The organism is Butyricicoccus sp. AF35-5AC, from assembly GCF_003477715.1.
Classification (GTDB): Bacteria; Bacillota; Clostridia; order Oscillospirales; family Butyricicoccaceae; genus Agathobaculum; species Agathobaculum butyriciproducens.
Genome location: NZ_QUDX01000001.1, coordinates 178,556 through 204,362, shown reverse-complemented (window position 1 = coordinate 204,362; position 25,807 = coordinate 178,556). Strand labels below are relative to the sequence as shown.

The following is a 25,807-nucleotide window of genomic DNA, read 5'->3' as shown; positions in this document are numbered from 1 at the left end:
GCACAAACATGAACAGCGTTTTAGGCATGATCATTGCATTTGATACCGACAGCGATCTCCGTGAGATCACCGAGCACCGCACGGTCGGTGCGGTACAGTGGGGCGGTCGGTATCGCATTATCGACTTTATGCTTTCCAATATGGTAAACAGCGGCATTTACCGCGTGGGCGTACTGATGAAGGACAAGTACCAGTCCCTTATCGACCACATCGGCAACGCCAAGGACTGGGATCTTTCCCGTAAGAACGGCGGCGTAACCATGCTGCCGCCGTATTCCTACTCCAAGAAGGCGTCTCCGCTGGTAACCGGCGAGTACCGCGGCAAGATCGACGCACTGGCCGGTGCGGTTGACTTCCTGCAGAAGAACCGTGCAGACTATGTAGTCGTAGCGGACGGCGACATTGTTGCCAATGTACCGCTCGACGACGTTATCGACCGCCACATCAAGTCCGGCGCAGACCTGACCATGGTATGCACCAAGAAGCAGAAGGATTCCCCATTTACCACCTATGTGGAGCTGAACCGCAAAAAGGAAGCCGTTGACATCCGCGTTGGAGACTGCAACGAGGGCAAGTGCAAGCATGCGGCACTCGGCATTTACGTCATGAGCCGCCAGTACCTTATCCACATGCTGTCCGACTGCGTAACCCATAACTGCATCCACTTCGAGCGCGAGTTCCTCACCCGTGCCCTGATGGACGGCACGGTAGCCGGCTACCTGTTCAACGAGTACGCCGTCAAGGTCGAGGACACCTTCGACTACTACCGCTCCAACATGGACATGCTCGACAAGGATGTCCGCAACGAGGTATTCAAGCGCACCCGTCCGATCCTGACCCGCATCAAGGACGAGGCTCCGACCTACTACGGCGATGAAGCCGACGTAGAGGACTGCCTCATCGCCGACGGCTGCCGCATCGAGGGCAAGGTAAAGAACTCCGTTCTGTTCCGCGACGTTGTGATTGAAAAGGGCGCCGAGGTCAATAACTGCATCATCATGGAAGGCGGACGCATTATGACCGAGGCTTCGCTCCGTCATGTCATCACCGACCGCAATGTTATTATCCGTGATGGCCGCACCATGATGGGACACGAAAATTATCCGATCACCATCGCAAAAAACGCAACCGTTTGATCCTTTTCTGTTAAATCCGCATAAACTTCTGTTTAGAAGTTTCTATCACAGCAAAAACGCATTTTCCGCAGCGCAAATGTTCGTGAAATATTGCTATATTACATTCAGACAGAAACGAGTATAATAAAATTACAACGGGTGCGGAAACGGTCAGCGCTGTTTCCGCACTCTCTGTTGGGGAGGCTCGGCTTTATGAAAATCATGTATGTTACCAGCGAATGCGCTCCGTTCATCAAAACCGGCGGATTGGGCGATGTAGCAGGTTCGCTCCCGCAGGCACTCGCTGCCAAGGGACATGACGTGCGTGTATTCTGCCCGCTGTATTCTGCGATCGACCAGAGTATGCGCGAAAAGTTCTATTACATCAAAAACGCTTACGTCCGTCTGGGCTGGCGCAACCAGTACTGCGGTATCTTCCGCTATGAGGCAGACGGCGTTACCTATTATTTCATCGATAATGAGTATTACTTCGCACGCGGCCAGATCTACGGCGAGTACGACGACGCAGAGCGCTTCGCGTACTACTCCAAGGCGGTACTCGAGGTACTGCCCGATCTGGAGTGGAAGCCGGATGTGATCAACTGCAACGACTGGCAGACCGCCCTCGTTCCGGTTTACTACAACCTGATGTTCGCTTCCCGTCCGTTCTACGAGAACATCAAGACCGTGTTCACCATCCACAACATCCAGTATCAGGGCCGCTACGGCCGTGAGATCCTGGAGTATGTGCTCGGCATTGACGATGCACACTTCCGCTCCGGCTTTATGGCGATGGACGGCGACGTCAACCTGATGAAGGCTGCTATTGTAGCTTCCACGGCTGTCACCACGGTTTCACCGACCTATGCCAACGAAATTCAGACCGAATACTACGGCTACCGTCTGGATTCCGTGCTGCGCATGAACAGCTACAAGCTGCACGGCATCCTGAACGGCATCAACATGGATGCCTTCAATCCGGAGACCGACAGCAAGATCTTCAAGAAATACGGCCCGAACAATCCGCAGGATAAGCAGGTCAATAAGGCCGAACTGCTCAAGCTCTGCGGCCTCGAGGGCGATGCAAACACGCCTGTCATCGGCATCGTTACCCGCTTTGTTGACCAGAAGGGACTTGACCTCGTCGAAGCAGTCCTGCCGGATATTCTGGCGGATGATGTTCGTCTGATCGTGCTCGGCACCGGCGACTACCGCTATGAGCAGATGTTCATCGAGGCCAAGCGCCGCTGGCCGGATAAGGTTTCCGCGTCCATCATGTTCTCCGGCGATCTGGCAAACCGCATTTATGCAGGCGCCGATATGTTCCTGATGCCGTCCAAGTTTGAGCCGTGCGGCCTGGCACAGATGATCGCACTGCGCTACGGCACTATTCCGATCGTCCGCGAGACCGGCGGCCTCAAGGACACCGTTCACGCCTTTGTCGATTACGCCGGCACGGGCAACGGCTTCACCTTTGCAAGCTACAACGCGCACGACATGCTGCACGTTATCCGCGAGGCCTGCGGCGTATTCCGCTTTAACAAGCCTGCGTGGAGCAAGCTGATTATGCAGGGTATGCAGAGCGACTTCAGCTGGGGCAGCTCTGCCGATAAATATATCGAGGTTTACAAGACCGCGATGGGTCAGTAACCGACCTGTCAGCCCGACCCGTCACCCGATTTGAGGGAGTACGGTGACGGTAACCGGTGATTCCGTAATTTTCATCCCATTGAAATCTACGGCACCCTTAGAGGTGCTGACGAGTAATGCGGCAGCCGCATCGCTCAGCAGTACCTCCAAGGCAGTCCCGCGCGGTTCAGCGGCGAGGGATTGTCGAGCAAATTTTGCGTCCTGACGAGGCGCGGGTTTGCAGCAATACTTTGTGTATTGCAAAAAGCCGCAACGAAATCAGGGCACAAAATTTCCGACAAGCACCGCCGATGCAACCGCGTGGGACTGCCTACCAAAATTATGTGAGGAGATAAGAAAGACCATGCCAAAGACCCAGTACACAAAGACCGCTTTGAAAGAAGCCATTGCAGGTAAACTGCAGCGACATTTCGCCTGCGAGGTAGAGGACGCTACCAAGGATCAGGTATACGAGGCTTGTGCCCTCGTAGTGCGCGATGCACTGACAGAGCACATGATCGAAACCCAGAATGAGGTAGAGCGCGACGGAGAGCGTCAGGTGCATTATCTGTGCATGGAATTTCTTGTCGGCCGCAGCCTGCGCAACAACGCCTACAACCTCGGTATGCTGGATGCACTGACCGCAGCCCTCAAGGATATGGGCTTCGAGATGGCAGACATCTTCGAGGAAGAAGCCGATCCCGGTCTGGGCAACGGCGGCCTCGGCCGTCTGGCTGCCTGCTACATGGACGGCATGGCGACCGACGGCGTGCGCGGCACCGGCTACTCCATCCGCTACGAGCACGGCATCTTCAAGCAGAAGATCGTAGAAGGCCAGCAGGTCGAGCTGCCGGATTCCTGGCTGTCTACCGGCGAGGTTTGGCAGATTCCGGCAATGGATGAGACCCGCGAGGTCAAAATCGGCGGCACGGTTGACACCTACTTCGATGATAACGGCAAGCTGATCGTCAACTACCACGATTACACGCCGGTTCTGGCAGTTCCGTATGATATGCCGATCTCCGGCTACGGCACCAACAACATCGCGCGTCTGCGCCTGTGGAAGGCACAGAGCCCGATCGCACTGGACATGAAGCTGTTCTCCTCCGGTGAGTATCTGAAGGCACTGGAGAAGCACGCACTGGCAGAGACCATCTCCATGGTCCTCTATCCGGAGGATAACCACCGCGAGGGTCAGTCCCTGCGTCTCAAGCAGCAGTACTTCCTGGTTTCCGCAACCCTGCAGGACATCTGTGCAAAGCACAAGGCCAAGTACGGCACGCTCGAAAACTTCGCGCACAAGCACGTCCTGCACATCAACGATACCCATCCGACCCTGGTTATTCCGGAGCTGATGCGCATCCTGATGGACGAGAACGACATGAGCTGGGAGCAGGCCTGGAACATCACCAGCCAGTCTGTTGCTTACACCAACCACACCGTTATGCCTGAGGCCCTCGAGTGCTGGCCGGTATCGCTCGTTCAGGAGCTGATGCCGCGTGTTATGCAGATCATCTACGAAATCAACGAGCGCTTCTGCAAGGAGCTGTGGAACTACTTCCCGAACGACTTCCAGAAGATCTCCAAGCTGGCTATCGTTGCCGACGATACCGTCCGCATGGCGCATCTGGCTATCGCAGGCTCGTTCTCCATCAACGGCGTATCCGCGCTGCACTCCGAGATCCTCAAGGAGCGTGTATTCACCGATTTCTACAAGATTTACTCCTCCAAGTTCTGCAACGTCACCAACGGCATTGCACACCGCCGCTGGCTGTGTGAGGCCAACCCGGAGCTGGCTGAGCTGATTGAGAGCAAGATCGGCACCGGCTACCGCACCCATCCGTCCGAGCTGCAGGTTCTGAACAACTATGCGGACGACAAGGAGCTGCTCAACAAGCTGGGCGAGATCAAGCGCCACAACAAGCAGCGTCTGGCGGACTATATCAAGGAGCACAACGGCATCGAAGTCAACATGGACTCCATCTTCGACGTACAGGTTAAGCGTCTGCACGAGTACAAGCGCCAGATGCTGAACATTCTGCACATTATCAGCCTGTACCACAAGCTGAAGGACAATCCGGATATGGATTTCGTTCCGCGCACCTTTATCTTCGGCTCCAAGGCCGCACCGGGCTACGCAGTTGCGAAAAAGACCATCCAGCTGATCAACTCCATCTCCAAGATGATCGACAACGATCCGGCAGTACGCGACAAGCTGAAGGTCGTATTCCTCGAGGACTACAAGGTATCGCTGGCTGAGATCATCATGCCGGCTGCCGAGGTTTCCGAGCAGATTTCCATCGCCGGCAAGGAAGCGTCCGGTACCGGCAACATGAAGTTCATGATGAACGGTGCTCTGACCATCGGCACGATGGACGGCGCAAACGTCGAGATCTGCGAGGCAGTCGGCAAGGAGAACATCTTCATCTTCGGTATGGAGACGCCCGAGGCTGAGGCACTGGCCGCTTCCGGCAGCTATGAGCCGATGGTCATCTACCAGAACGATCCGGTGATCCGCCGCGTGCTCGATCAGATGATCCACGGCTTCGGTGACGGCGTGGACTACACCGATATTGCCAACCTGCTGCTGCACGGCGGCAACGGCGGTCCGGCTGACCGCTATATGAGCCTGAAGGACTTCGCATCCTACGCAGCCGCTCAGGAGCGCGTAAGCGAGGTTTACCGCGATCAGGATCAGTGGAACCGCATGGCGCTGATCAACATTGCAAACTCCGGCCGCTTCGCAGCGGACCGCTCGATCGCTGAGTATGCACAGAATATCTGGAGAGTTAAGACCAACTTCGCATTCTAAGGCTTCGCCTTCGATAGAAAGGACGTAACCGTCCTTTCTATCGAGAAACACCCTTGCCAGACAAGCCTGTAAGGGCTATTGCAGAGAAATCCCCCGAAAACTTCCCGGTTTTCGGGGGATTTCTCTGTTTGTTAAAAAGTCAGGTACATGTCCTGACTTTTTTGTCGCGCTGCGCGCTCCATTTTATATGCGAACATAGTTCGCAATCTTCCCATTTTCCATTCTCTTCACTCTCCACTCTCCAATCTCAACTCTGTATTCGGGTAGTAATGCGCAAGTATCTCGGTATAATCATATCCCTGCTCCGCCATATATTTCGCACCGTACTGCGACAGACCAACACCGTGTCCGTATCCGATGGTGTGAAACGTAATACTGTCCTCGGTGGTTGTGATGGTAAAATTCGTGGACTGCAGGCCAAACAGCGCCCGCACTGCGGTTCCCTCGACGGTCACGCCGCCGAGCTTCACGGTTTTCACGCCGCCAGCCGCCGAGCGCACCGAGGACGCAAACCAGCGGTCGGGCTTGCCGCTCACATCCGCTTTGGGCAGAGTCTGCGCGACCTTTTCGCGGAACGCATCCGCCGTTAGTGTCACCGCGCTCTCGTATCCGGCGTACTGCGTGCCGCCCGGACTGACCACGCTCTGCAGATACGGAATATCCTCGCCCCAGACATCGGCGGCAGACTCGGTCTTCGGACCGCTGACGCAGTGGAACACAGCCGCAATCGGTGCACCGTCGCAGGTCAGGATCTGCCCTGCCGTGTCCTTGACGGCCTTGCGTATCCGCGAATAGCCGACACTGAACGTCTTGACCGCGTCCGGCTGGTATGCCGCACAATGGCTGTAATCGTCGCAGACGTCCGCATCCGGATGCTCTGCCGGCCGTCCTCTCGACTGCTTATACACCGCGTACGTCCGCGCTGCGACTGCCTGTGCGCGGATGGCTTCAACCGGAAAATCGTCCGCAATCTCTGCCGCCGTCACGCCTTCCACATAGGTCTCCAGCGGCATTTCCTGCGCCTTTCCGTTCACCAGAACCGTGATGTCCGAACCGCCTGTCGCTGCCGCTGTGACGCTTTCTGAGGGTGTCTGCGGCTCTGTCTTGTCCGTTTCCGATGGGTAAAATACCGGCAGCAAATACAGCACCAGCACCAGCCCGACACCGGTCAGCAGCAGTCTGTGCATGGTATCTCCTCCTTCCCTCTCTACCACAGTGTATGATGCGAATTTTAGGAATATAACACAAAATATAGTTTTTCATTGACAACTCATACTTTATGTTGTATTATAAGGGACATAAAGAATCGAACATTTGTTCGTATATCGTAAGGAGGGGCCGCCATGAAATTGTGTGAGATGGCGCAGGAATACCGTGTAAATGTCGCTCTGCTGGAGCTGCGTATCAAGCAGCTTCAGGCGGCACAGAAGCGTACGCGTCAGCCGGAGGTGCGCTACCGGCTCAAGCAGCGTGCAAAATTCCTACAGACGCTGATCAACGAGAGCCGTCAGACCGTATTCCTGATGGAGCACTACCACGACCACAGCGAAGAAGGTGACGCGCATGCGGACTGTCGCGCTGTCTGAGCACACAGCGACACGGCTGGCCTACCGGCAGTATCTCGGTCTGCTCGCGGAGGACGACCGCGGCTTCCGGCAGGCATTCCGCACGGCCTTCTTCCGGGCCATGCGCGAGCAGCTGACACCGCGGCAGTACGAGGTGCTGTGGATGATCGAGGTGGAGGGATTATCCTGCAAGCAGTGCGCCGAACGGCTCGGGATCAGTCCATCGGCGGTATCGCGGCACTGCTCCCGCGGCAAAAAGCGGCTGCGGACGCTGCTTGCGTACAATCTGGAGCTGAGACATCAGTATTTTTCTTAGCTGCAAGCGAAAACCGGCACATACAGAGGTTTTTCTCCTTATGTGCCGGTTTTGTTTGTTTGATTGCCGAATCGAGATCGAACACTTGCGAAGCAAACGGAATCCTGCCTGCAAGGCGCGATTTTTCTTCAGAATTCGACCGAAAGCGTGGTTTTGATCGAGAGGCGGCTCGAAAAACGTTAGTTTTTCGACAGCTTCAAAAAAGAGCGGTCTCCCGACCGCTCTTTTTCATTCCGAAGCATCAGCATGCGCCCTTTTCCGAGCAGAATTTGACTTCTTTGCCCTCAAGAATCATATTTGTGGTACGCACGGCGCACATTTTACCACACATCGAGCAAGTATGACGCTCGGTCGGCGGAACCTGATTATAGAAGCGCTCGGCCTTTTCCGGGTCGAGTGCCAGCGCGAACTGCGCGGGCCAGTCCAGCTTATGACGCGCGTCCGCCATTGCGTTATCGCGGTCACGTGCACCGGGCAAACCGAGTGCGATATCGGCGGCATGGGCCGCGATCTTGCTGGCAACGATGCCCTCGCGCACGTCATTTTCATCCGGCAGGCGCAGGTGCTCCGCCGGTGTAACGTAGCACAGGAAGTTCGCGCCGGCCTGTGCGGCGATGGCGCCGCCGATGGCCGAGGTGATATGGTCGTAACCCGGTGCAATGTCGGTAACGAGCGGCCCGAGGACATAGAAAGGCGCTCCATGGCAAAGGCGCTTTTCCATCTGCATATTGGCCGCAATCTCGTTCATCGCCATATGGCCGGGGCCCTCGATCATAACCTGCACGTCCTTCGCCCACGCACGCTGTGCAAGATTGCCCAGCTCGATCAGCTCGCTGATCTGACCCGCGTCGGACGCATCATCAATGCAGCCCGGACGCAGTGCGTCACCCAGCGAAATGGTAACGTCGTAGCGGCGGAGAATGTCCAGCACCTCGTCGTAATACTCGAAGAACGGATTCTCATTGCCGGTCATCTTCATCCACGCGAACAGCAGCGAGCCGCCGCGGGAGACGATATTCATTTTGCGGCCCTCACGTATAAAGGCTTCGACCGCACAGCGATTGATACCCGCATGAATGGTCATGAAGTCCACACCCTCCTTGGCGTGCGCCTCAACAACCTTGAGGAAATCCTGTGCGGTGATCTCGAGCAGGTCCTTTTCCAGATACCCGATCGCGTCGTACATCGGCACGGTGCCGATCATCGCCGGCGACATGTCGATCAGCTGCTTGCGGAAGGTGTTGGTCTTGCCGTAGTTGGACAGGTCCATGATGGACTCCGCGCCCATGTCAACGGCCATGCGCACCTTGCGCAGCTCCATCTCGTAGTCCTTGCAGTCACCCGAAATGCCGAGATTGACATTGATCTTTACGCGGGTGCCGTCGCCGACCGCCTCTGCGGACAGGCTTTTGTGATTGATGTTCGCCGGAATCGCAATCGTACCCTTTGCGACTCGTTCCATGATGAACTCGACCGGACGGTTTTCCTTTTTGGCGACCGTTTCGATCTCCGGCGTGACGATACCGCGCTTTGCGGCATCCATCTGCGTTGCATAATTTCTCATGGCTTACTGATACTCCTTCGGAATAAAATTTATTGCTTCCGGAGTGCGGTTTTCATATAAATCTGCAGTGGCATGCGGTGCGCTCTGTCCTCAGCAGATTGCCGCACTTCGGCGGCTGACAAGCCTTGTTCTAAGGGGGACTCCGTCCCCCTTAGATACCGAACAAGTTTCCAGGGAAACTTGTCCGGATATCCCTCTCTCGTTTGCACAGCAAACAAGGCCGCGCCGCGGCGGCGCGGGCAATGGTAAGAAAGTCAGGTACACGCCCCGACTTTCTTAGGGAATTTTATGCGGCACACTGCGGTGCGCCTGTTCTGCTTGTTTTGCCTTCGGCAAAATACAGCAGAAATGTATTAAACGTATAAGTAATCTGCCATAACCGGCTGTAAACCGTGATCGCAGATCGCCTGATATACCTCATCGACCGAGCGGCCGTCCGAAATCTCGAACTGCTCATCGCCCTTATCCTCGCCGGAGTGACCGCCGATACCGACGTCTACACCTGCGGAAATCTTGGTGGCGGCGATGCCGATGATATTATCGCGGAAGCCCGCCCGCTCGCGGGTCGAGATAGTGATGGACGCGAACGGCATGAAGATGCGGTAGGCGCAGACGACCTGCAGCAGCTGCGGCTCGTGTACGTCCTTCGGATTAATCTTATCGTTATTGATGATCGGGCGCAGGCGCGGACACGAGAAAGCAATCTCTGCGTGCGGATACTTGCGCTGCAGCAGATACGCGTGCAGACCGGTCGCAAACGCATCCTTGCGGAAGTCGGACAGACCGAGCAGCGCCGCAAAGCCGACACCGCGCATGCCGCCCATCAGTGCACGCTCCTGTGCGTTCAGGCGGTACGGGAAAATGCGCTTGTGACCGCCGAGGTGCAGGGTTTTGTACTTCTGGTCGTCATAGGTCTCCTGAAATACGGTAACGTAGTCCACACCGCACTCATGCAGATAAGCGTACTCATCCACGTTGAGCGGATAAATCTCGATGCCGATGACACGGAAATACTTGCGCGCCAGCTTAACGGCCTCACCGATGTAGGATACCGGCGACATGGCACGGCTCTCACCGGTCAGAATGAGGATTTCCTGCAGACCGGTCTCCGCGATGGCCTTCAGCTCCTGTTCGATCTCGTCTATATCCAGCTTGGCACGGCGAATCTTGTTGTGACAGTTGAAACCGCAGTAAATGCAGTAATTTTCGCAGTAATTGGCGATGTACAGCGGGGTGAACATCTGCACCGAGTTGCCGAAATGCTTGCGCGTTTCGGCCTGTGCGCGCTGCGCCATCTGCTCAAGGAACGGCAGCGCCGCGGGAGACAGCAGTGCGCCGAAGTCCTCCGGCGAGAGAACGTCCTTGCGAAGCGCACGCAATACGTCAGCCGCCGTATAGGCATCCGCGTCATAGGCGTTCATGCGGGAAATGACCTCGTCCTGCACCTCGGAGCCGATGTTGTCCATACCCGGCTGGTACTCCATGTGATTGGTTTGTTCAGTGATATATTTTGCGGAGATGATCTCCGTTTTTTCGTTTTCCATGACAAATACCTTTCTGTTTTCGCGCAAAGCGCGCATTTAATCGAAAATTGCGGCGCAATTTTCATAAAAACGCGGGGCGTGTACCTGCGTTTTTATACAAGGAAGAAAATTTGTGTGCCGTGTAACGACGCGCAAATTTTCTTGCCGGATATGTCCGGGCTTTGCCCGGCATATCCTTTTTCGATTGAAAGCGTGGTTTCAATCGAGAACTTTAATCCTGCAGGAAACCGGTCAGCGGAGAGGATGCCGACGCCGTCTCACGGACGCGGCCCAGACCGGCAAGGTACGCCGTGCGGCCTGCCTCAATCGCCTGCTTGAACGCCTCAGCCATCGCCGGAATATCGCCTGCGGTGGCAATCGCGGTGTTTGCCATGATGGCTGCCGCACCCATTTCCATTGCCTCGCAAGCCTGCGACGGACGGCCGATGCCTGCGTCTACAATGATCGGCAGGTCGATTTCGTCGATCAGGATTTTGATGAACTCGCGGGTGGCAAGACCCTTGTTCGTGCCGATGGGAGCCGCCAGCGGCATGATGGAGGCCGCGCCCGCGTTGACCAGATCACGCGCAACGTTCAGATCGGGATACATATACGGCATGACAACAAAGCCTTCGTTTGCGAGAATCTCGGTCGCGCGGATAGTCTCCTGATTGTCCGGCAGCAGGTACTTGCTGTCGCGCATGATTTCGATCTTGACGAAATCGCCGCAGCCGCACGCACGCGACAGACGCGCAATGCGAACTGCCTCGTCGGCATTGCGGGCACCCGAGGTGTTCGGCAGCAGCGTTACGCCTTCCGGAATATAGTCGAGGATGTTAGCCGTGCCGCCCTCATTTGCGCGGCGCAGCGCCAGCGTGATGATCTGTGCGCCTGCATTCTGCACAGCAGCGTTGATCAGGTCGAGCGAATACTTGCCGGAACCAAGGATAAAGCGGGACTTGAACTCGTGTCCGCCGATTACAAGTGTATCTTTCATGTGAAAAACTCCTTTTTCTTGACCCATTTAAGGGAAACGTATAAACTGATAGTATAAATAAGAAAGGGGAACGTAAAAGTGAAAAAGTTTATCGAAGAATTCAAAGCCTTCGCGCTGCGCGGCAACGTGATGGACATGGCGATCGGTGTTATCATCGGCGGTGCGTTCACCAGCATCGTCACCTCGCTGACCGAAAATATCATCAACCCGATCCTCGGTGCGGCCGGGAGCACCGACCTGAGCGCGTTCGTGCTCAAGATTGGCGGCGTCGAGCTGAAGTACGGTGCATTCATCACCTCGATCATCAACTTTTTGATCATGGCGTTCGTGCTGCTCTGTCTGCTCAAAGCGGTCAATAAGCTGACTGCGCTCGGCAAAAAGCCGGAAGCACCCGCAGAGCCGACCACCAAGGTCTGCCCGTTCTGCTGCAGCGAGATTCCAATCAAAGCTGTCAAATGTGCACACTGCGGTTCCGATCAGCCGAAAGAATAATGGAGAGCGGAGAATGAAAGCTGCGGCTTCTGTTCTCCATTTTCTATTTACGGTTCTGTTTCTCCGATAAGCAGACGCAGCACCATGGTTCCCTCGTGTGCCGAGCAGACCGCTACGCGCGGCGCCATCAGACCGAGACCGTCGGCTACATCGCTTGTACCGTCGCCGCAGAGGTACACATGGCCAAAGCGTTTTTCGGTCTTGATCAGGTTCGCCGAGCCGTAGCCTGCCATGCCGCTGCCCGATACGACCGGCTTTTCCGGCAGTCTGGTAAGCAGATTCTCGAGCAGCATAGCCTTCTGATCCGGCTTGTCGAACGCCTCCACGACCACATCACAGCCGGAGAACAGCCGCTCCACGTTGGACGGAACGACCCGCTCGGTGTAGGTCTCGTAGGTGAGATAGGGATTGATGGCCTCCAGCTGCTCGACAAGTGCGAGCGTTTTCGGAATGCCGAGATCTTTCATCGTGTAATGCTGTCGGTTGAGGTTGGTGATGTCCACCACATCGAAATCCACGAGGATGAGATGACCGACACCCAGCCGCGCCAGAAAAATCGCAAGGTTGGAGCCAAGCCCGCCCAGACCCGCAATGCCGACACACGCCTTGTCCAGCTTAGCCTGAATATCCGCGCCGTGGCGTTCCACCAGTGCGTCATGCAGTTGTTCTTTGGTTAAAATCATGGGAATTCTCCTGTAATCACGCGCAGCGTGCATTTAATCGGAAATTGCATTGCAATTTCCATGAAAACCGGGAGCATGTATCTCGGTTTTCACACCAGTAAGAAATTTGTGTACCGCTCGCAGCGCGCAAATTTCTTTGGGACATATCCGCGTTTTACGCAACATGTCCCCTCTTGCACCAAACTGCAGTTTGGCGCGAAGCGGTATCAGCCGCCGCCCACAAAGCATACGACTTCCAGATGGTCGGCATCGGTCAGCTGCTCTTCCGCGAACTGCGCACGCGGAATGATGGTGCCGTTCTTCTCGACAGCTACACGCTGCGGGTCGTGACCCAGCTCCTTCAGCAGCGCCAGAACCGTGCCCTCTGCGGGAACGGCACGTTCTTTACCGTTTACTTTCATGCAAATATCCTCTTTTCCGCAAGAAAAAATGCTCCGGTCTCACCATGCGGTAAAACCGGAGCATTAAAATTTCAAGTGTATGCGACAGCTTCCCTACGATGGTGCTAACCAACAGGTTCAAAAGGTTAGGCTCTCGCCCTCTCAGCCGCTCATCACGGCACCCTTGCTTGCAAATACAGTATGCACCTCATTCTCCCACTTGTCAAGCACATTTTTTTCGGATATAATGCAGTTATACGATGCAAACATTCGTTCGAGAGGAGATGATGACCGATGGACCGAACCATTCTGCACTGCGACTGCAACTCGTTTTTCGCGAGTGTGGAAACGCTGCTCGACCCGTCGCTTGCCGACGGACCGACCGCCGTCTGCGGTGATCCGGAGAGCCGCCACGGCATCATTCTCGCCAAGAACGAGAAGGCCAAAGCCTTCGGCGTACAAACTGCCGAGACCATCTGGCAGGCGAAACGGAAATGCCCGGATTTACGGCTGGTAGCACCGCATCGGAGCGAATATGTGAAGTTTTCGCGCAAATGCAACGAGCTGTACCTGCAGTACACCGATCTTGTCGATCCGTTCGGCATTGACGAATCCTTCCTTGATGTCACCGGCTCGATGCACCTGTTCGGCTCCGGCGAGCATATTGCGGACGAGCTGCGCCGCCGCATGCGCGAGGAGGTCGGACTGACCATCTCGGTCGGCGTGTCGTTCAACCGCGCGTTCGCCAAGCTCGGCAGCGATTACAAAAAGCCGGACGGCACGACGGTCTTTTCGCGCGAAAATTTTAAGCAGCGCGTGTGGACCTTGCCCGCGAACACACTCCTGTATGTCGGCAAACGCGCCAGCGACCGGCTGAATCGACTGGGCGTGCGCACGATCGGCGAGCTGGCGGCCTGCGATCCGGCATTTATCCACAGCATTCTGGGCAAAAACGGCGATCTTCTGCTGCGTTACGCCAGAGGTGAGGACGATGAGCCGGTGCGCTCGTTTTACGCGGAACGAGAAGTCAAATCGGTCGGCAACAGCATGACGTTCGCACACAATCTGCTCGGCGCGGACGAATGCCGCATGGGCATCACGGCGCTGTGCGACAATGTCGGCAGACGTTTGCGAAAACGTGGCATGGTGTGCCAGACCGTGCAGCTCGGCATCCGCGACCCGGAATTTCACAACCGCTCACGTCAAATAACGCTTGAGCGGCCGACCAATTCCACGCGTGCGCTCATCGACCTGTCCATGCAGCTGCTGCTCGGACATTGGCCGATGGACAAGCCGGTGCGCCTGCTCTCGGTCACGGCAGCCAATCTGCTGCCGGAAAATCAGTCGTGCGAGCAGCTTTCGCTGTTTGACGCCGCCGAGGATATCCAGAAGCGCGACCGTCAGCATAAGCTCGACCAGACGGTTGACGCACTGCGGCAGAAATTCGGTGATAAATCAGTCATGTTCGCGCATTCGGTGAAGAAAAAGGATAAAACGGATAAAAAATGAGGACATATCTGCCGGATATGTCCTCATTTTTGCGTTACTGCGTCAGCCGGAAGGATACCGCCCAGTTGCCGTCCATCAGGTCGCTTGCGGTGTAGATATCACCGGTAAGTGTACAGCCGGCAACATCCTCGTATGCCATCGGGAAAACGTACTCGGTGTAGTCGGTATCGTTGTCAAAATCCTTGTAGGTTACCGTGTAATCGCACATCCGTTCCGTGCCGTCCGCAAGGTGCAAGGTCGAAAAATCTGCGTGATTATCCAGCGTCAGCGAACCATCTGTGCGATAATGCAAATGCAGTTCTCCATTTCGCCATCCGGCAGCAATCAGTGCGCATACCCCATTCTCACTCTGCCACAAAGTGCCCTGCGGAACAAGAAAATCATAGTCGTGCATGGTTTCGTACAGCGAGATATCCGACGCACTCAGACCGTTGATATCGTGGTTCTCGGTCGGTGCATTCTGCGGCACAGCGGACAAATCCGCCGTTACCGGAACGCCTTCCTGTTCCACTTTGCCAATCAGCAGCTTATTAAACGAAAACTCGAACGCGCCTGCCGGAATATCTCCTCCCAAATCGTCAATTTGAAGAAAATACGTTGCCGTGTGGGTACTTGGGTCGTAGTCAACCGTCGAGCAGCCGCAGGACAGCGGTGCAGCTCTGCCCCAGCGCGGATAATCCAAATGCCAGCTGTCATACAGATCCGGCGCGGCATCGCCGAACACGCTGCCGGTGGTGTCGGTCAGCGACAAATAAACCTTTGCCGTGCTGCCTTCCACGTCCGCCGAAACGACCTCCAGCTTGACGCCCCGGTCCTCACAGACCTGCCCGACCGGCTGCAGGTACTCCGCCATGCCGGGCGCGATTTGGTACAGCACCCGCAGAACCGCCTCCTGATTGGCGGCTACGGCGGTGCTCACGCAGGCCAGTGCCGCCGCAACCGCAAGGATGATCTTGAGCGGTTTTCGCGCTCTGTGCGGCCTGCCGCTCTCCATTTTGGCGATCGTCTGCTGCACCAGTGTGTCGCTCGGCGTGATATTCTCATTCATGTCGCGGTACTGCTTGTGAAAATCCATCGTCTAGTTCTCCTTTCATCAATTCGCGCAGCTGTGCCCGTGCGCGTGTCAGCCGTGTGCGTATCGCGGACGGTTTTTCCCCGCTCATGCGCGCAATCTCCTCTGCGGTGTAGCCCTCGCAGTAGAATAAATGCACTGCCGTGCGGTACTTGGGCGTCAGCCGCCGCAGGGCTTCATCCAGTGCGCTGTCCTCCGGCTCGGGAAACGGAATGCAGTCATCGAGCGGTGTGTCATGCCGCCGCCATGCCATGCGCCAGTGGCTTTTCAGGCAGTTGAGCGTCACCCGCAGCAGCCATGCCTTTTCGTGCTCCTCGCTGTCGAAAACCGGCTTTTTACGCACGGTCTGGAGAAAGACCTCCTGAAAAATATCGTCCGCGTCGTGACGGCTGCGCGTCTGCGCATACGCCAATCGGTATACCATGTCGCCGTAGACGCTGACGAGTTGTTCGGGTGTTTTTGCGGTCATGCTCCATCCTCCTTTCACCGGTAATACGAAATAAAAACCCGAAGTGCTACAAATTTTCGCAGAAATTTATCGCACTTCGGGTTGCATTTATTTTGTCCACGCTTGCTTGAGCAGCTTTGCCGCCTCGTCGATCTGCTGTTCGGTCAGACCGGCATAGCCGAGCACGAGTGTTGCTCGCGGCGGCTTGACCGGCGGCGTATAGTACGCCGAAAGCGGGTAAACGCGCACGCCGACCGTCTTTGCGCGCTCAATAAGTTCGTGCTCGAGCATGCCGTTTCGCATGTGCAGCAGCAGGTGCAGACCGGCTTCCGAGCGCGAGACCTCATGCGGCAGGTCGGCCAGCTCGCGATCAAGCGCAGCCATGAGCGCGTCGCGGCGTGCCTGATAGACCTTGCGGCTGCGGCTGATGTGCCGCTCAAAGCCGCCGGTGTGCATAAAGGCCGCCAGCGTGTGCTGGTCAAAGCTCGGCACGGTAGACGAGTACCGCGAAAACCGTTCACGATAACGCGCCATCAACGCATTCGGCAGCACCAGATAGCCGATGCGCAGTCCGGGGGCAAGGCTTTTCGCGAAGGTGTTGACGTACACGACACGGCCTGTCCGATCCAGCTCGCCTAACGCCGGAATCGGGCGTGAGGCATAGCGGAATTCGCTGTCGTAGTCATCCTCGATGATGTAGCGGTCGGGGGCTTCCGACGCCCAGCGGAGGATTTCCAGTCGGCGGGCAGCCGTCATAACCGTGCCCAGCGGGAAATGGTGCGACGGCGTAAGGTATACCACCGATGCGTCACTCGCGGCCAGCGCGTCAGCACGCAGACCGTGCTTGTCCAGCGGTGTCGGACGCACGGTCACACCGTTCACTGCGAAAATCTGATACAGCTTGCGGTAGCCGGGGTTCTCGAGCGCGTACACACGGTCGCGGCCGAGCAGCTGAATGACAAGGTGCATCAGATACTCCGAGCCTGCGCCGATGAGGATGTTGTCCGGCGAGACATTGATGCCGCGGAAGTCGTGCAGGTAGCGCACGATCTCCTCTCGAAGTTCCGCCGCGCCACATGGGTCGGTCGCACGGAGCAGTGCACTCGAGTATTCGCTCAGCACACTGCGCGACAGCCGCGCCCATGTGGAGAACGGAAAGCAGCCGTTATCGACAAAATCCGTGCGAAAATCGTAAGGATAGGTCTCCTCAGAGGCGAAAATCGGCGACAAAGGCGGTGTAAATGGCTCCTGCGGCTCGGAGACTGGCACGGCAAGCTGCTCCTGCACAAAGTAGCCGCGCCTTGGCGCAGAGGCGATGTAGCCTTCGGCGGCAAGCTGACCGTAAGCGGTTTCCACGGTGATCTGGCTGACGCGCAGATTGGCCGCCAGCTGGCGTTTGCTCGGCAGGCGCGTGCCGCCGGGCAAGGCGCCGGACATGATGTCCGCGCGGACAGCGTGGTAGAGCTGCTCGTAGAGCGGCTGTTGGTCGTACGGTTTGAGATGGTAAGTCAGCATGGCCGGATGCTCCTTTCTTTGCGTCTTTTGCAAAATCTGTGCTGATTTTATGAGTTATCGCTTGCGAAGCGAACGAAATCTGCGCTGACGCCGCGCGGGCGCACAAGAGGGTAGACACCAAGGTTTCTACCCTCTTGTGAATCACCCGTTTCCTGTCATAGTCTGGCGCAGACCAGAGACCGGCGACCGCTGCGAAAATAGGGGTACGGCAGTCGGGTTACTCTTGCGTTTGTTTCGTAAAATATTCGCAGTTCCCGGATAGCTTACTGCTACACAGACCGGCTACTTCCAGCAGGCGCGACATACCCGTGTCGCGCAATTCGTTAGCGTGTTATCACAGACGGCACCTACGAAGATAAATGTTACCAAGTGTCTATATTCGCAGGTGCTGTCTACAATCTCCAGACTAACGATTCGTGCGGCACTGTTATGCCGCACCCAGCGTAGAGCCGCCGATCTGTGTAGCAGTCAGAAAACAGCTTGAGCATCTGCGGTTGAGAAATGGGCGGCCATTGGCCGCCCCTACGGAAGATGAACAGTACGGCCGTTCCCCCATAGTCTCAGCTCTGCAAATTTCGCCGTGCTCTCCCAAAGGGAAACGGGAGTCCCAAGAGGGTAGAAACCGCAGGTGTCTACCCTTTTGGTTTCCCCGGCGAAACCGCCGGGGAAACCGCCGGCGTTCCCCTCGCCTCAAAGGCGAAAACCTTACGTTAAATAAGCGCCATCGAACGCAGAATGAACAGCGTCAATGTCAGCGTAACCGCACTCAACGCCGTGCTGAGCACAATAATCGACGATGACAGCACATGATCACCGCCCATATTTTTCGCCATAACATAACCGGACGCTGTGCTCGGCGCACCGCACAGGATGACGATGGCCACCAGTGTCTGCTCGCGGAAGCCGAGCGCCACGCCCATCGGCAGAAAGATAGCACTCAGCAGCACCAGCTTGATAAACACGGCTGCACAGGTCGGGCCGAGCTTTTTGATAGCCTTTGCGCCCTCAAAGCCCGCGCCGATGCTCAGCAGCGCCATAGGCGTTGCGCAGTTGCCCAGCATGGACAGACCTTTGTCCAGCATCGGCGGAAAGTCGATTGCCAGGAGCGAGAACGGCAGACCCGCGAAAATACCCAGTATGATCGGGTTGGTGATGATGCCGCGCAGCGTTTTGCCGACCAGACCGCGGTGGTCCGCCTGCTGTGCGTCCGGCGCGGTGACAGTCAGCACCAGCACCGAAAAGATGTTGTACAGCGGCACACTCGCCACGATCATCAGCGGCACAAGACCGGCATTTCCGTACAGATTCTGCACAAAGGCCACGCCCAGAATCGCCTGTGAGCCGCGGAAAGCGCCCTGTGTGAACGCGCCAACCATGCTCTTATCCTTGAGAAAGAGGGACGCGCCGATCCAGACGGCAAAAAAATACACCGTCGTCGCACCCGCGCAGAAAAAGAAAAACACGGGGTCGAACTGCTCGGTGATGCGTCCCTGCGCGATATCGCGGAACAGCAGGATCGGCAGCAGCACCTTGAACGACAGACGGTCGATGTCGGTCAGCGTCTGCTTGGTGAAAAAGTTTTTGCTGCGCAGCCAGCGGCCAAGCACGATGATCGCAAAAATCGGCACGGTGGCATTCAGACAGAATATCAGGTTATCCATTGGTTTCTCCCTCCACAGCTGCTTCCTCGTGGCGGAAGAAGTCCTGCAGTTTCTCCAAGCTCTGCGCTAAAAGCGCGGTCTGCTCGGGTGAGAGCGTGTCCACCAAAGACGCGATCATGCGCTCGTGAAAGTCCTTGTGGTACTCGTAGGCGGCTCTGCCCTTGTCGGTGAGCATGATATTGACGACGCGGCGGTCCTCCTGGCTGCGCACGCGGCGCACCAGTCCCTTGGAGACCAGCTTGTCGCACGCAACAGTCAGCGTGGCCAGTGTTACGCCGATTGACCTGGCAACCTCGCTCATACGCACAGGTTCCCTGTCACCGATCTTCTCGATGATATGGATTTCGGTGATGGACACCGCGCTGCCCAGTCCGCCGGCCATAGCACGTTCTTCGATTTTGTTGATCCGGCCGAACACATCGACCAGAAAGGAATTGAGCTGCTCTGCGTCTTCCATGTTCGTGCTGTCCCTCCGTTAGTTCGTTAATCTAACTAAATATTAGCATAAAATTGTCGAGCTTGCAACAAAAAAGGCGCAATCGAATGATTGCGTCAATGGATATAGGATTTTTCGAGCTAAATAATGAAGAATGGAAAATCGACGTGGTCGTGAATCGGTTTGGAAAACGGCGGGGTGAGGGCAGCCCGCCCTCACCCCGCCGTCTATCGGATTGGCACCATTGATAATGAACAAATGAAACCGTCACATACGCAGCACAAACGAAACTTGCGCAAGGATAGGGCATTTTCAATTCTGCATCATTTCACTGTGCATTTGTGCATTTTTATACAGACTTACACATTGCACAGTGCCGCTATCGCGGCCCTCAGGAGGGCGCTCAGCACGGCGAGCGTAATACACAGGAAATACGGCATCCTGCACGTTCGAAGCGAATACCGTCCGGTGGCTTCACCGCCCTGCCAGACCATAGAGCATGCGGCAAGCAGCGCGGAGACGCTCAGCACGGCGGGTACGCCGGCCGCTCCGATGATGAGGACGCTTCCTTCTCCCACGCTGACCGCGACGGTCATGGCAAGTACGAAGCCGCGTGCCGCGGCAACCGCACTCAGCAGCAGCTCTCTCGGGCGCAAAAATGCGCACACGAGCGGCAGCAGCACCCAGATGAGCGCGCACAGCGTGCTCTGCACCACATGCGCGGGCAATTCAGCCAGCAGACCGGAAAGCACTGCCGCGCCGTCCCCTTCGCCGGCCCGCAGACCGGTCAGACCGCCCGCCGCTGCACCGCACAGGAACATCGCACACAGGAACAGGAACACCGGCGTCCGCACCAAATCGTCAAAAAAACCGAGAATATGCTGTTTGTTCATACGTCTTCCCCCTTGGAAAAGTCATAGAACAGCATATTCCCGGTTTTATCTTTTTAGAACAACAGACGGACTTAGCCTTCCTCGTTGATCATCTCGCACATCGCGTCCACCATGTCCTTGCAGGGCTGGCGCAGGAACGGGCGTGCCTTTTTGTTGATCTCGTAGGTTGCATACAGCTTGCCTTCCTCGTCACGGTGCAGCACGGCCGCGATCAACTCGGTTGCAGCGGCGATGCGGTCAGCCAGGTACGCAAGATCCACCTTTTCGCTGTCGCACACGGAAACTACCACGCGCTTTTGCGAACTGCTGGAAATCTTGGCAAGCTCGGTCGGCATTTCACGCTTGGAAGCGGTGAGCAGCACGATCTCACTCTTGATCACGGCAGCAAGTTCGTCCTCGCAGATACGAACCTCGTCGTAGCCCTCTGCAGCCTTGCAGGCCGCCGCATTCTTCGCGGACAGGAACAGATTGCGCTGCGGTATGACCTCCTTCTCCAGGATGGCGCGGATCAGCTTCTGAAGATATTCACCTTCACCAAGCACGGAAACCAGTACATTCTGCGGCATAATATCATCTCCTTCACAGGGCAGTACAAATACAAGAGCAATTATACGCACAAACAGCCCGTTTCGCAACGGATTTTACATATTCTTTTTGCAATTCATCACTTCGACTGATTTGCACAAATTTTATCCATTGCCTTTAGGTAAATTGCACATTCCAGACGCTTACGTTCCATCTCGCAGCCGAGGTCGTAGGAGTCGTTCATGTCGTGGTTCATGTTGTAGTTTGCTGCCGAGCAGCCACCCGAGCAGTAAAACTTTGCCCAGCACTTCTGGCACTTCGGACGAGAATAGATGTTCATGCCGGCAAACTTCTGCGCGATGTCCATATTGAAGGACTGGTCGAGCACACTGCCCTGCTTGAACTCATCCTTGCCGACAAACTGGTGGCAGGGATAGATGTCGCCGTCCGGCGTTACGGCCACATACTCGTAGCCTGCACCGCAGCCGCGCAGACGCTTGACAACGCACGGACCCTGATCCAGATCGACCATGAAGTGGAAGAAGGTAAACGGCTTGCCTTCCTTCTTACGCTCGAGCATGATATCGGTCAGACGGTCGTACTCGGCCTCAATCTTCGGCAGATCGTCCTCGGTCAAGTCGTAGCCGCAGCCCGGGTCTGCCGTTACCGGCTCAACGGACAGACGGTCAAAACCTGCATCTGCAATGCTCAGCACATCCTCGGCAAAATCGAGGTTGTGCGAGGTGAACGTACCGCGTGCGTAGTAATCGAGGTTCGGGTCGCGCTCGTCCACCAGCGCCTTGAACTTGGGCACGATGGTGTCATAGCTGCCCGTACCGGCTACCGTCTTGCGGAACTCGTCGTTGACCTCACGGCGACCGTCGAGCGACAGCACGCAGTTGTCCATGTTCTCGTTGATGTACTTGCGCTTGTCCTCATCGAGCAGCAGACCGTTGGTAGTGATGGTAAAGCGGAACTTCTTGTTATACTTCTCCTCCAGGCTGCGGGCATAATCGACCGTCTGGGTAACGGTATCCCACGCCATGAGCGGCTCGCCGCCGAAGAAATCGACCTCGATGTTGTGACGCACACCGGAACGCGCGATAACAAAGTCGATGGCCTTCTTGGCGATCTCGGGCGGCATGATCTTGCGGCCCTGACCAAAGTCGCCGGTGGATGCGAAGCAGTACTTGCAGCGCAGGTTGCAGTCGTGCGCTACGTGCAGGCACAGAGCCTTAACCGGTGCATTCACCGGAATGTAGCGGCTTACGTCGATGTAGTCATCCTGCGCGAACAGCTGACCGGCCTTTTTCAGCTCGTACAGCTCGTCATATGCCTCGCGGATCTCGTCCGCAGTGTAGTCCGGCAGGGCGTCAATGATGCTCTGCGGACAGGTATCACCCATGTTTTCATCCAGCAGTCCGGACACTGCATAGCTGATATCATCAAGCAGATGTACCGCGCCCGAATTGACATCGAGCACGAAATTCAGCCCTTTTTTCTGATAACGATGAATCATTTATTTTCCTCCGATATACAGGAACAAGGCGCACCCGCAGGCGCGCCTTGCATATTCCTTTTAAGCGTGATTACTTTGCGTGCTCGCACTTCTGGTTTGCCACGGTGCAAGAGGTCTTGCATGCGGACTGGCAGGAAGTCTGGCACTCGCCGCAGCCGCCGTGTGCTGCAGTCTGCTTCAGAGTTGCAGAAGTCAGGGTAGAAATATGCTTCATTTGATTTCCCTCCTATTTTTTGATGTGGCTGTAACGCTTCTTTTTCCGCATATTGGCACCGGCGTAACCGCCCAGTGCCGAGGCGATCAACGAGCAGAGCAGGCTGATCACCGTGCGTACAAAATGAATGGATTGACCGAGCGGCAGCACCGCAACGATCAGCAGGATCAGAAAAACCGCAAAACCTGCGCCGAGCGACCAGTAAAACTGTTTTTCGCCTGCGCGCTTTGCAGCGACCAGTGCGGCAAGCGCACTGCCGAGTGCAAGGAACACCAGCGCACAAGGCGCTATTGCACCCTCTGCCAATGTGCCGCGGTGAACGAGCACCGCACCGAGCAGCATCAGCAGCAGAGTACCGAGCAATCCGGCAAGCACCGACGGTAAAAGGATACCGACCGGTGACTGACCCTCATTGGTTTTTCTCATCATTTCATAGCCTCCCGCCGAATTTTATTTATATGTCATGCTATTCGGCAAGAAATGGGGTTATTACTTTGCGTCCTTCTTTGCTTCCTTGGGCGCCTCGACCGTCTCGGTCGCCGGAGCCTCCTTACCGCGGATCGCCCAGCGGTAAATCTTGAGCTTCGTGCGGTCGCTCGAAGACTCGATGACCAGAACGTCGTCCTTGATGCTGACTACGCGGCCGATAAAACCACCGATGGTGGAAATCTCATCACCGATCTCGATGGAGTTACGCATATCGCGCTCCTGTTTGTCGCGCTTGCGCTGCGGACGGATCAGGAAAAAGTAGAATACGACGATCAGAACTACAAACGGCAAAAACTGCGCGATGATCGCGCCATAATCCGACAGAGCCGGCATTTTGTCCAATGCCATAACCATGGTTACACCTCCCTATGCAATTTGCTGTAAATACTCACTATATTATACTGGATATTCTGTCAAATTACAAGTCCTTTTTGGAGGCAATACCACATAATTCAGCTGCGGCGCTTTACGGAAATTTTGTATCCTGATATCGGCCTCGATTCCTTGCGCGAGTTCCATCCGCGCTGCCGCAATTTCTTGCAATACACAACGTATTGCTGCGAAACCGCGCCTAATCAGTGCGCAAAATTTACTCGTAAATCGCCCTTGCTGTATTATGCGGTACTGCCTCTTTATTTGTGCTACTCAAGCTATTCGCAGCATAAAATAGCAGTATCTTATCGAAACGAGGTGCTGACCATGCTTTTCCCTGCTTTATTTGCGCTCGGCGGCGCATTTTTCTTCTTTGTGCTGCGTGTACAGGGCGCGGACGGGTCGTTTCCCAAGCCGCTCACGCCCGATGAGGAGGCGGTTCTGCTGCGCCGCATGCAGCAGGACGGGGACGCCGAGGCACGGGAAAAGCTGATCGAGCACAATCTCAGACTGGTAGCACATATTGTGAAAAAGTATTACGCCGTAAGTACGGAGCAGGACGATCTGCTGTCCATCGGCACGATAGGGCTGATTAAAGCCGTGAACACCTTTAAGGCGGATAAAAATATCCGCTTGGCGACATACGCCTCCAAATGTATCCAGAACGAGCTGCTGATGTATTTCCGGCAGAAGCGCAAGAGTGCGGGCGAGCTTTCGCTCTCGGACACGCTCGAATCGGACGGCGACGGCAATGCGCTTGCCCTGCAGGATATCATCTGCTGCGAGGACAGCGGTCTTTCTGCCGTTGAAGAGCAGGACCGATACCATGCCATGCACCGCGCGCTGGCAGGCTGTCTCTCTCCGCGGGAACGCGAGATCATCCGCCTGCGGTACGGCATCGGTCTGGCATCTCCCCTGCCGCAGCGTGAGATTGCCGCACGGCTGGGTATTTCGCGCAGCTATGTTTCGCGCATTGAAAAGCGTGCGCTCGAAAAGCTGCGGGAGGCTCTCGAACGCGAGGGACGGCCGCCGTAAAAGCGACGGTTGTCCCCTTCCGAAAAAATTTTTAATTTTTTTCGAAAAAAGGGTTGACGAATCCCGGATTCTGATATATACTAAACAAGTCGTCAGCGATGAGTCATCAAAACGACAGCAAAACTTAACAAATAGCCGAATTGTGTAAAGGTAGCACGACAGACTCTGACTCTGTTTGTGAGGGTTCGAATCCTTCTTCGGCTGCCACCGAAAACCGTCTTTTTTGAAAAGACGGTTTTTCTTTTTCCTTTTCGTGGTTTTCCTGTGACGGCTATTTGACAGACGGTCTCTCTCCCGATATACTAAAGTATATGTAAAGGAGCGATTACCATGTTTTGCATGAACTGCGGCACGCAGCTGCCGGACGGCGCAAAATTCTGCATGAACTGCGGCACAAAGGTCGGTGAGGTCGGCGCAGGTGCTGTCCCCTCCGGCAAAAAATATCCCTCGTACGCGATGCTGTATCCGAACAGTATGGCTTATCTCGAGTCCCCTGCCTATCAGCGCGAGCGCGGTCTGATGAAGCAGTCCGAGCTTGGCGCGACGCCGTATGCGGGCTTTGATTTTACCAACTATGTTTCTCTGGACGACGGCACGATGGTCGGCTTTGTGTTCGGGCACACCGCGCGTTACCGCGCTGCCGAGGACTTCGGCTACAATCTCTATCGCCTGAATCCGGACGGCACAGCTGTTTTTCTGAACGCCGGCTGCAAACGCGGCGGCGCCGAGCTGTATGTGCAGGACGGAAAAGCGCACTGGACGGTGAATGGAGAAGCGTTTTCCGCATCTATTTGAGCATTAAGGCAATACCGCATAATTGAACAAGAGTGATTTGCGAGTAAATTTTGCGTACTGACGAGGCCCAGTTTTGCGGTAATACTTGATGTATTACCGTGAAACTGCAACAAAGTCAGGACACAAAATTTCCGCAAAGCACCGCCGCTTTAATTGTGCGGTGTTGCCTTAGGGCACCTGGGATCAGGTGCTTTTATTTTTGCATAATTTTTCGTAAAACCGCTTGACTTGGAGCACACTCCAAGTGA

Annotated in this window: 26 protein-coding genes, 1 tRNA gene and 1 riboswitch; of the genes, 10 read left to right on the top strand and 17 right to left on the bottom strand. The window is 55.8% G+C overall.

Annotation, left to right across the window (positions count from 1 at the left end; translation table 11 throughout):
• Positions 1-8 precede the first annotated feature (8 nt).
• From glgD to DWZ82_RS00920, 3 genes are all read left to right on the top strand, one after another.
• Positions 9-1,136, top strand: a complete 1,128-nt coding sequence (gene glgD / locus DWZ82_RS00930; protein ID WP_118478120.1) for a glucose-1-phosphate adenylyltransferase subunit GlgD — start codon at positions 9-11, stop codon at positions 1,134-1,136.
• Positions 1,137-1,328: 192 nt separating this feature from the next.
• Positions 1,329-2,765 carry a glycogen synthase GlgA gene (gene glgA / locus DWZ82_RS00925; protein ID WP_118478118.1) on the top strand — a complete coding sequence of 479 codons (1,437 nt, stop codon included), beginning with the start codon at positions 1,329-1,331 and terminating at the stop codon, positions 2,763-2,765.
• A gap of 343 nt (positions 2,766-3,108) precedes the next feature.
• Positions 3,109-5,556 (top strand): glycogen/starch/alpha-glucan phosphorylase, encoded by a 2,448-nt coding sequence (locus tag DWZ82_RS00920; RefSeq protein ID WP_118359952.1) that lies wholly within the window; start codon positions 3,109-3,111, stop codon positions 5,554-5,556.
• A gap of 227 nt (positions 5,557-5,783) precedes the next feature.
• On the opposite strand, the gene spoIID is transcribed toward DWZ82_RS00920, so the two are convergent.
• On the bottom strand, positions 5,784-6,743 hold the full coding sequence (gene spoIID / locus DWZ82_RS00915) for a stage II sporulation protein D (RefSeq protein WP_118478116.1): 960 nt from the start codon (positions 6,741-6,743) through the stop codon (positions 5,784-5,786).
• 156 nt (positions 6,744-6,899) lie between these two features.
• On the opposite strand from spoIID, the gene DWZ82_RS00910 reads away from it, so the two are divergent.
• Positions 6,900-7,142 (top strand): hypothetical protein, encoded by a 243-nt coding sequence (locus DWZ82_RS00910; protein ID WP_118359956.1) that lies wholly within the window; start codon positions 6,900-6,902, stop codon positions 7,140-7,142.
• Entirely contained in the window at positions 7,120-7,437 is a 318-nt protein-coding gene (locus DWZ82_RS00905) for an RNA polymerase sigma factor (protein WP_110435333.1), read from the top strand. Before DWZ82_RS00910 ends, DWZ82_RS00905 begins: the two co-directional genes overlap by 23 nt.
• A gap of 241 nt (positions 7,438-7,678) precedes the next feature.
• Here the strand turns inward: DWZ82_RS00905 and thiC are convergent, their stop codons facing one another.
• From thiC to DWZ82_RS00890, 3 genes are all read right to left on the bottom strand, one after another.
• On the bottom strand, positions 7,679-9,001 hold the full coding sequence (gene thiC / locus DWZ82_RS00900) for a phosphomethylpyrimidine synthase ThiC (RefSeq protein ID WP_118478114.1): 1,323 nt from the start codon (positions 8,999-9,001) through the stop codon (positions 7,679-7,681).
• A 353-nt stretch (positions 9,002-9,354) separates the two neighbouring features.
• Entirely contained in the window at positions 9,355-10,545 is a 1,191-nt protein-coding gene (thiH, locus tag DWZ82_RS00895; protein WP_442861201.1) for a 2-iminoacetate synthase ThiH, read from the bottom strand.
• Positions 10,546-10,756: 211 nt separating this feature from the next.
• On the bottom strand, positions 10,757-11,521 hold the full coding sequence (locus DWZ82_RS00890; protein WP_118478112.1) for a thiazole synthase: 765 nt from the start codon (positions 11,519-11,521) through the stop codon (positions 10,757-10,759).
• A gap of 78 nt (positions 11,522-11,599) precedes the next feature.
• Here DWZ82_RS00890 and mscL point away from each other — a divergent pair, with 78 nt between their 5' ends.
• Positions 11,600-12,013 carry a large conductance mechanosensitive channel protein MscL gene (gene mscL, locus DWZ82_RS00885; protein ID WP_118478110.1) on the top strand — a complete coding sequence of 138 codons (414 nt, stop codon included), beginning with the start codon at positions 11,600-11,602 and terminating at the stop codon, positions 12,011-12,013.
• 47 nt (positions 12,014-12,060) lie between these two features.
• On the opposite strand, the gene thiF is transcribed toward mscL, so the two are convergent.
• The gene (thiF, locus tag DWZ82_RS00880) at positions 12,061-12,696 is read right to left on the bottom strand and encodes a sulfur carrier protein ThiS adenylyltransferase ThiF (protein ID WP_117751049.1); all 636 of its coding nucleotides are present in this window, start codon (positions 12,694-12,696) and stop codon (positions 12,061-12,063) included.
• A gap of 206 nt (positions 12,697-12,902) precedes the next feature.
• Positions 12,903-13,097, bottom strand: coding sequence for a sulfur carrier protein ThiS (gene thiS, locus DWZ82_RS00875; RefSeq protein ID WP_199667346.1), 195 nt, complete (start codon positions 13,095-13,097; stop codon positions 12,903-12,905).
• A 72-nt stretch (positions 13,098-13,169) separates the two neighbouring features.
• Positions 13,170-13,272: riboswitch (TPP riboswitch) on the bottom strand.
• A gap of 98 nt (positions 13,273-13,370) precedes the next feature.
• On the opposite strand from thiS, the gene dinB reads away from it, so the two are divergent.
• Positions 13,371-14,585 (top strand): DNA polymerase IV, encoded by a 1,215-nt coding sequence (gene dinB / locus DWZ82_RS00870; RefSeq protein WP_118478106.1) that lies wholly within the window; start codon positions 13,371-13,373, stop codon positions 14,583-14,585.
• A gap of 34 nt (positions 14,586-14,619) precedes the next feature.
• Here the strand turns inward: dinB and DWZ82_RS00865 are convergent, their stop codons facing one another.
• The 11 genes from DWZ82_RS00865 to yajC form a co-directional block, all read right to left on the bottom strand.
• The gene (locus DWZ82_RS00865; protein ID WP_118478104.1) at positions 14,620-15,660 is read right to left on the bottom strand and encodes a hypothetical protein; all 1,041 of its coding nucleotides are present in this window, start codon (positions 15,658-15,660) and stop codon (positions 14,620-14,622) included.
• On the bottom strand, positions 15,626-16,126 hold the full coding sequence (locus DWZ82_RS00860) for an RNA polymerase sigma factor (RefSeq protein ID WP_118478102.1): 501 nt from the start codon (positions 16,124-16,126) through the stop codon (positions 15,626-15,628). The genes DWZ82_RS00865 and DWZ82_RS00860 overlap by 35 nt, the downstream gene beginning before the upstream one ends.
• A gap of 87 nt (positions 16,127-16,213) precedes the next feature.
• Positions 16,214-17,620 (bottom strand): MocR-like pyridoxine biosynthesis transcription factor PdxR, encoded by a 1,407-nt coding sequence (pdxR, locus tag DWZ82_RS00855; protein WP_118478100.1) that lies wholly within the window; start codon positions 17,618-17,620, stop codon positions 16,214-16,216.
• Positions 17,621-18,330: 710 nt separating this feature from the next.
• Positions 18,331-19,281 carry an AEC family transporter gene (locus tag DWZ82_RS00850; protein ID WP_110435343.1) on the bottom strand — a complete coding sequence of 317 codons (951 nt, stop codon included), beginning with the start codon at positions 19,279-19,281 and terminating at the stop codon, positions 18,331-18,333.
• The gene (locus DWZ82_RS00845; RefSeq protein WP_118359970.1) at positions 19,274-19,738 is read right to left on the bottom strand and encodes a MarR family winged helix-turn-helix transcriptional regulator; all 465 of its coding nucleotides are present in this window, start codon (positions 19,736-19,738) and stop codon (positions 19,274-19,276) included. The genes DWZ82_RS00850 and DWZ82_RS00845 overlap by 8 nt, the downstream gene beginning before the upstream one ends.
• Positions 19,739-20,076: 338 nt before the next feature.
• Entirely contained in the window at positions 20,077-20,610 is a 534-nt protein-coding gene (locus DWZ82_RS00840) for a hypothetical protein (RefSeq protein ID WP_118478098.1), read from the bottom strand.
• Between the two features lie 71 nt (positions 20,611-20,681).
• Entirely contained in the window at positions 20,682-21,176 is a 495-nt protein-coding gene (locus DWZ82_RS00835; protein ID WP_118478096.1) for an NAD(P)-binding domain-containing protein, read from the bottom strand.
• A gap of 98 nt (positions 21,177-21,274) precedes the next feature.
• Complete coding sequence (gene scfB, locus DWZ82_RS00830; RefSeq protein WP_118478094.1) at positions 21,275-22,654, bottom strand: thioether cross-link-forming SCIFF peptide maturase; 1,380 nt, start codon at positions 22,652-22,654, stop codon at positions 21,275-21,277.
• A 70-nt stretch (positions 22,655-22,724) separates the two neighbouring features.
• Positions 22,725-22,868: a six-cysteine ranthipeptide SCIFF gene (gene scfA / locus DWZ82_RS00825; RefSeq protein ID WP_110435348.1), complete on the bottom strand. Its 144-nt coding sequence runs from the start codon at positions 22,866-22,868 to the stop codon at positions 22,725-22,727.
• Between the two features lie 12 nt (positions 22,869-22,880).
• Positions 22,881-23,297 carry a TIGR04086 family membrane protein gene (locus DWZ82_RS00820; RefSeq protein ID WP_117751058.1) on the bottom strand — a complete coding sequence of 139 codons (417 nt, stop codon included), beginning with the start codon at positions 23,295-23,297 and terminating at the stop codon, positions 22,881-22,883.
• A gap of 60 nt (positions 23,298-23,357) precedes the next feature.
• Positions 23,358-23,711: a preprotein translocase subunit YajC gene (yajC, locus tag DWZ82_RS00815; RefSeq protein ID WP_242988051.1), complete on the bottom strand. Its 354-nt coding sequence runs from the start codon at positions 23,709-23,711 to the stop codon at positions 23,358-23,360.
• 345 nt (positions 23,712-24,056) lie between these two features.
• On the opposite strand from yajC, the gene sigK reads away from it, so the two are divergent.
• The 3 genes from sigK to DWZ82_RS15310 all read left to right on the top strand — a co-directional run bounded on the left by sigK (position 24,057) and on the right by DWZ82_RS15310 (position 25,559).
• Positions 24,057-24,764, top strand: a complete 708-nt coding sequence (gene sigK, locus DWZ82_RS00810; protein ID WP_110435350.1) for an RNA polymerase sporulation sigma factor SigK — start codon at positions 24,057-24,059, stop codon at positions 24,762-24,764.
• Between the two features lie 133 nt (positions 24,765-24,897).
• Positions 24,898-24,971, top strand: a tRNA-Gln gene (locus DWZ82_RS00805).
• Positions 24,972-25,094: 123 nt separating this feature from the next.
• Positions 25,095-25,559 carry a zinc ribbon domain-containing protein gene (locus DWZ82_RS15310; RefSeq protein WP_199667344.1) on the top strand — a complete coding sequence of 155 codons (465 nt, stop codon included), beginning with the start codon at positions 25,095-25,097 and terminating at the stop codon, positions 25,557-25,559.
• The last annotated feature ends 248 nt before the right edge of the window (positions 25,560-25,807 follow it).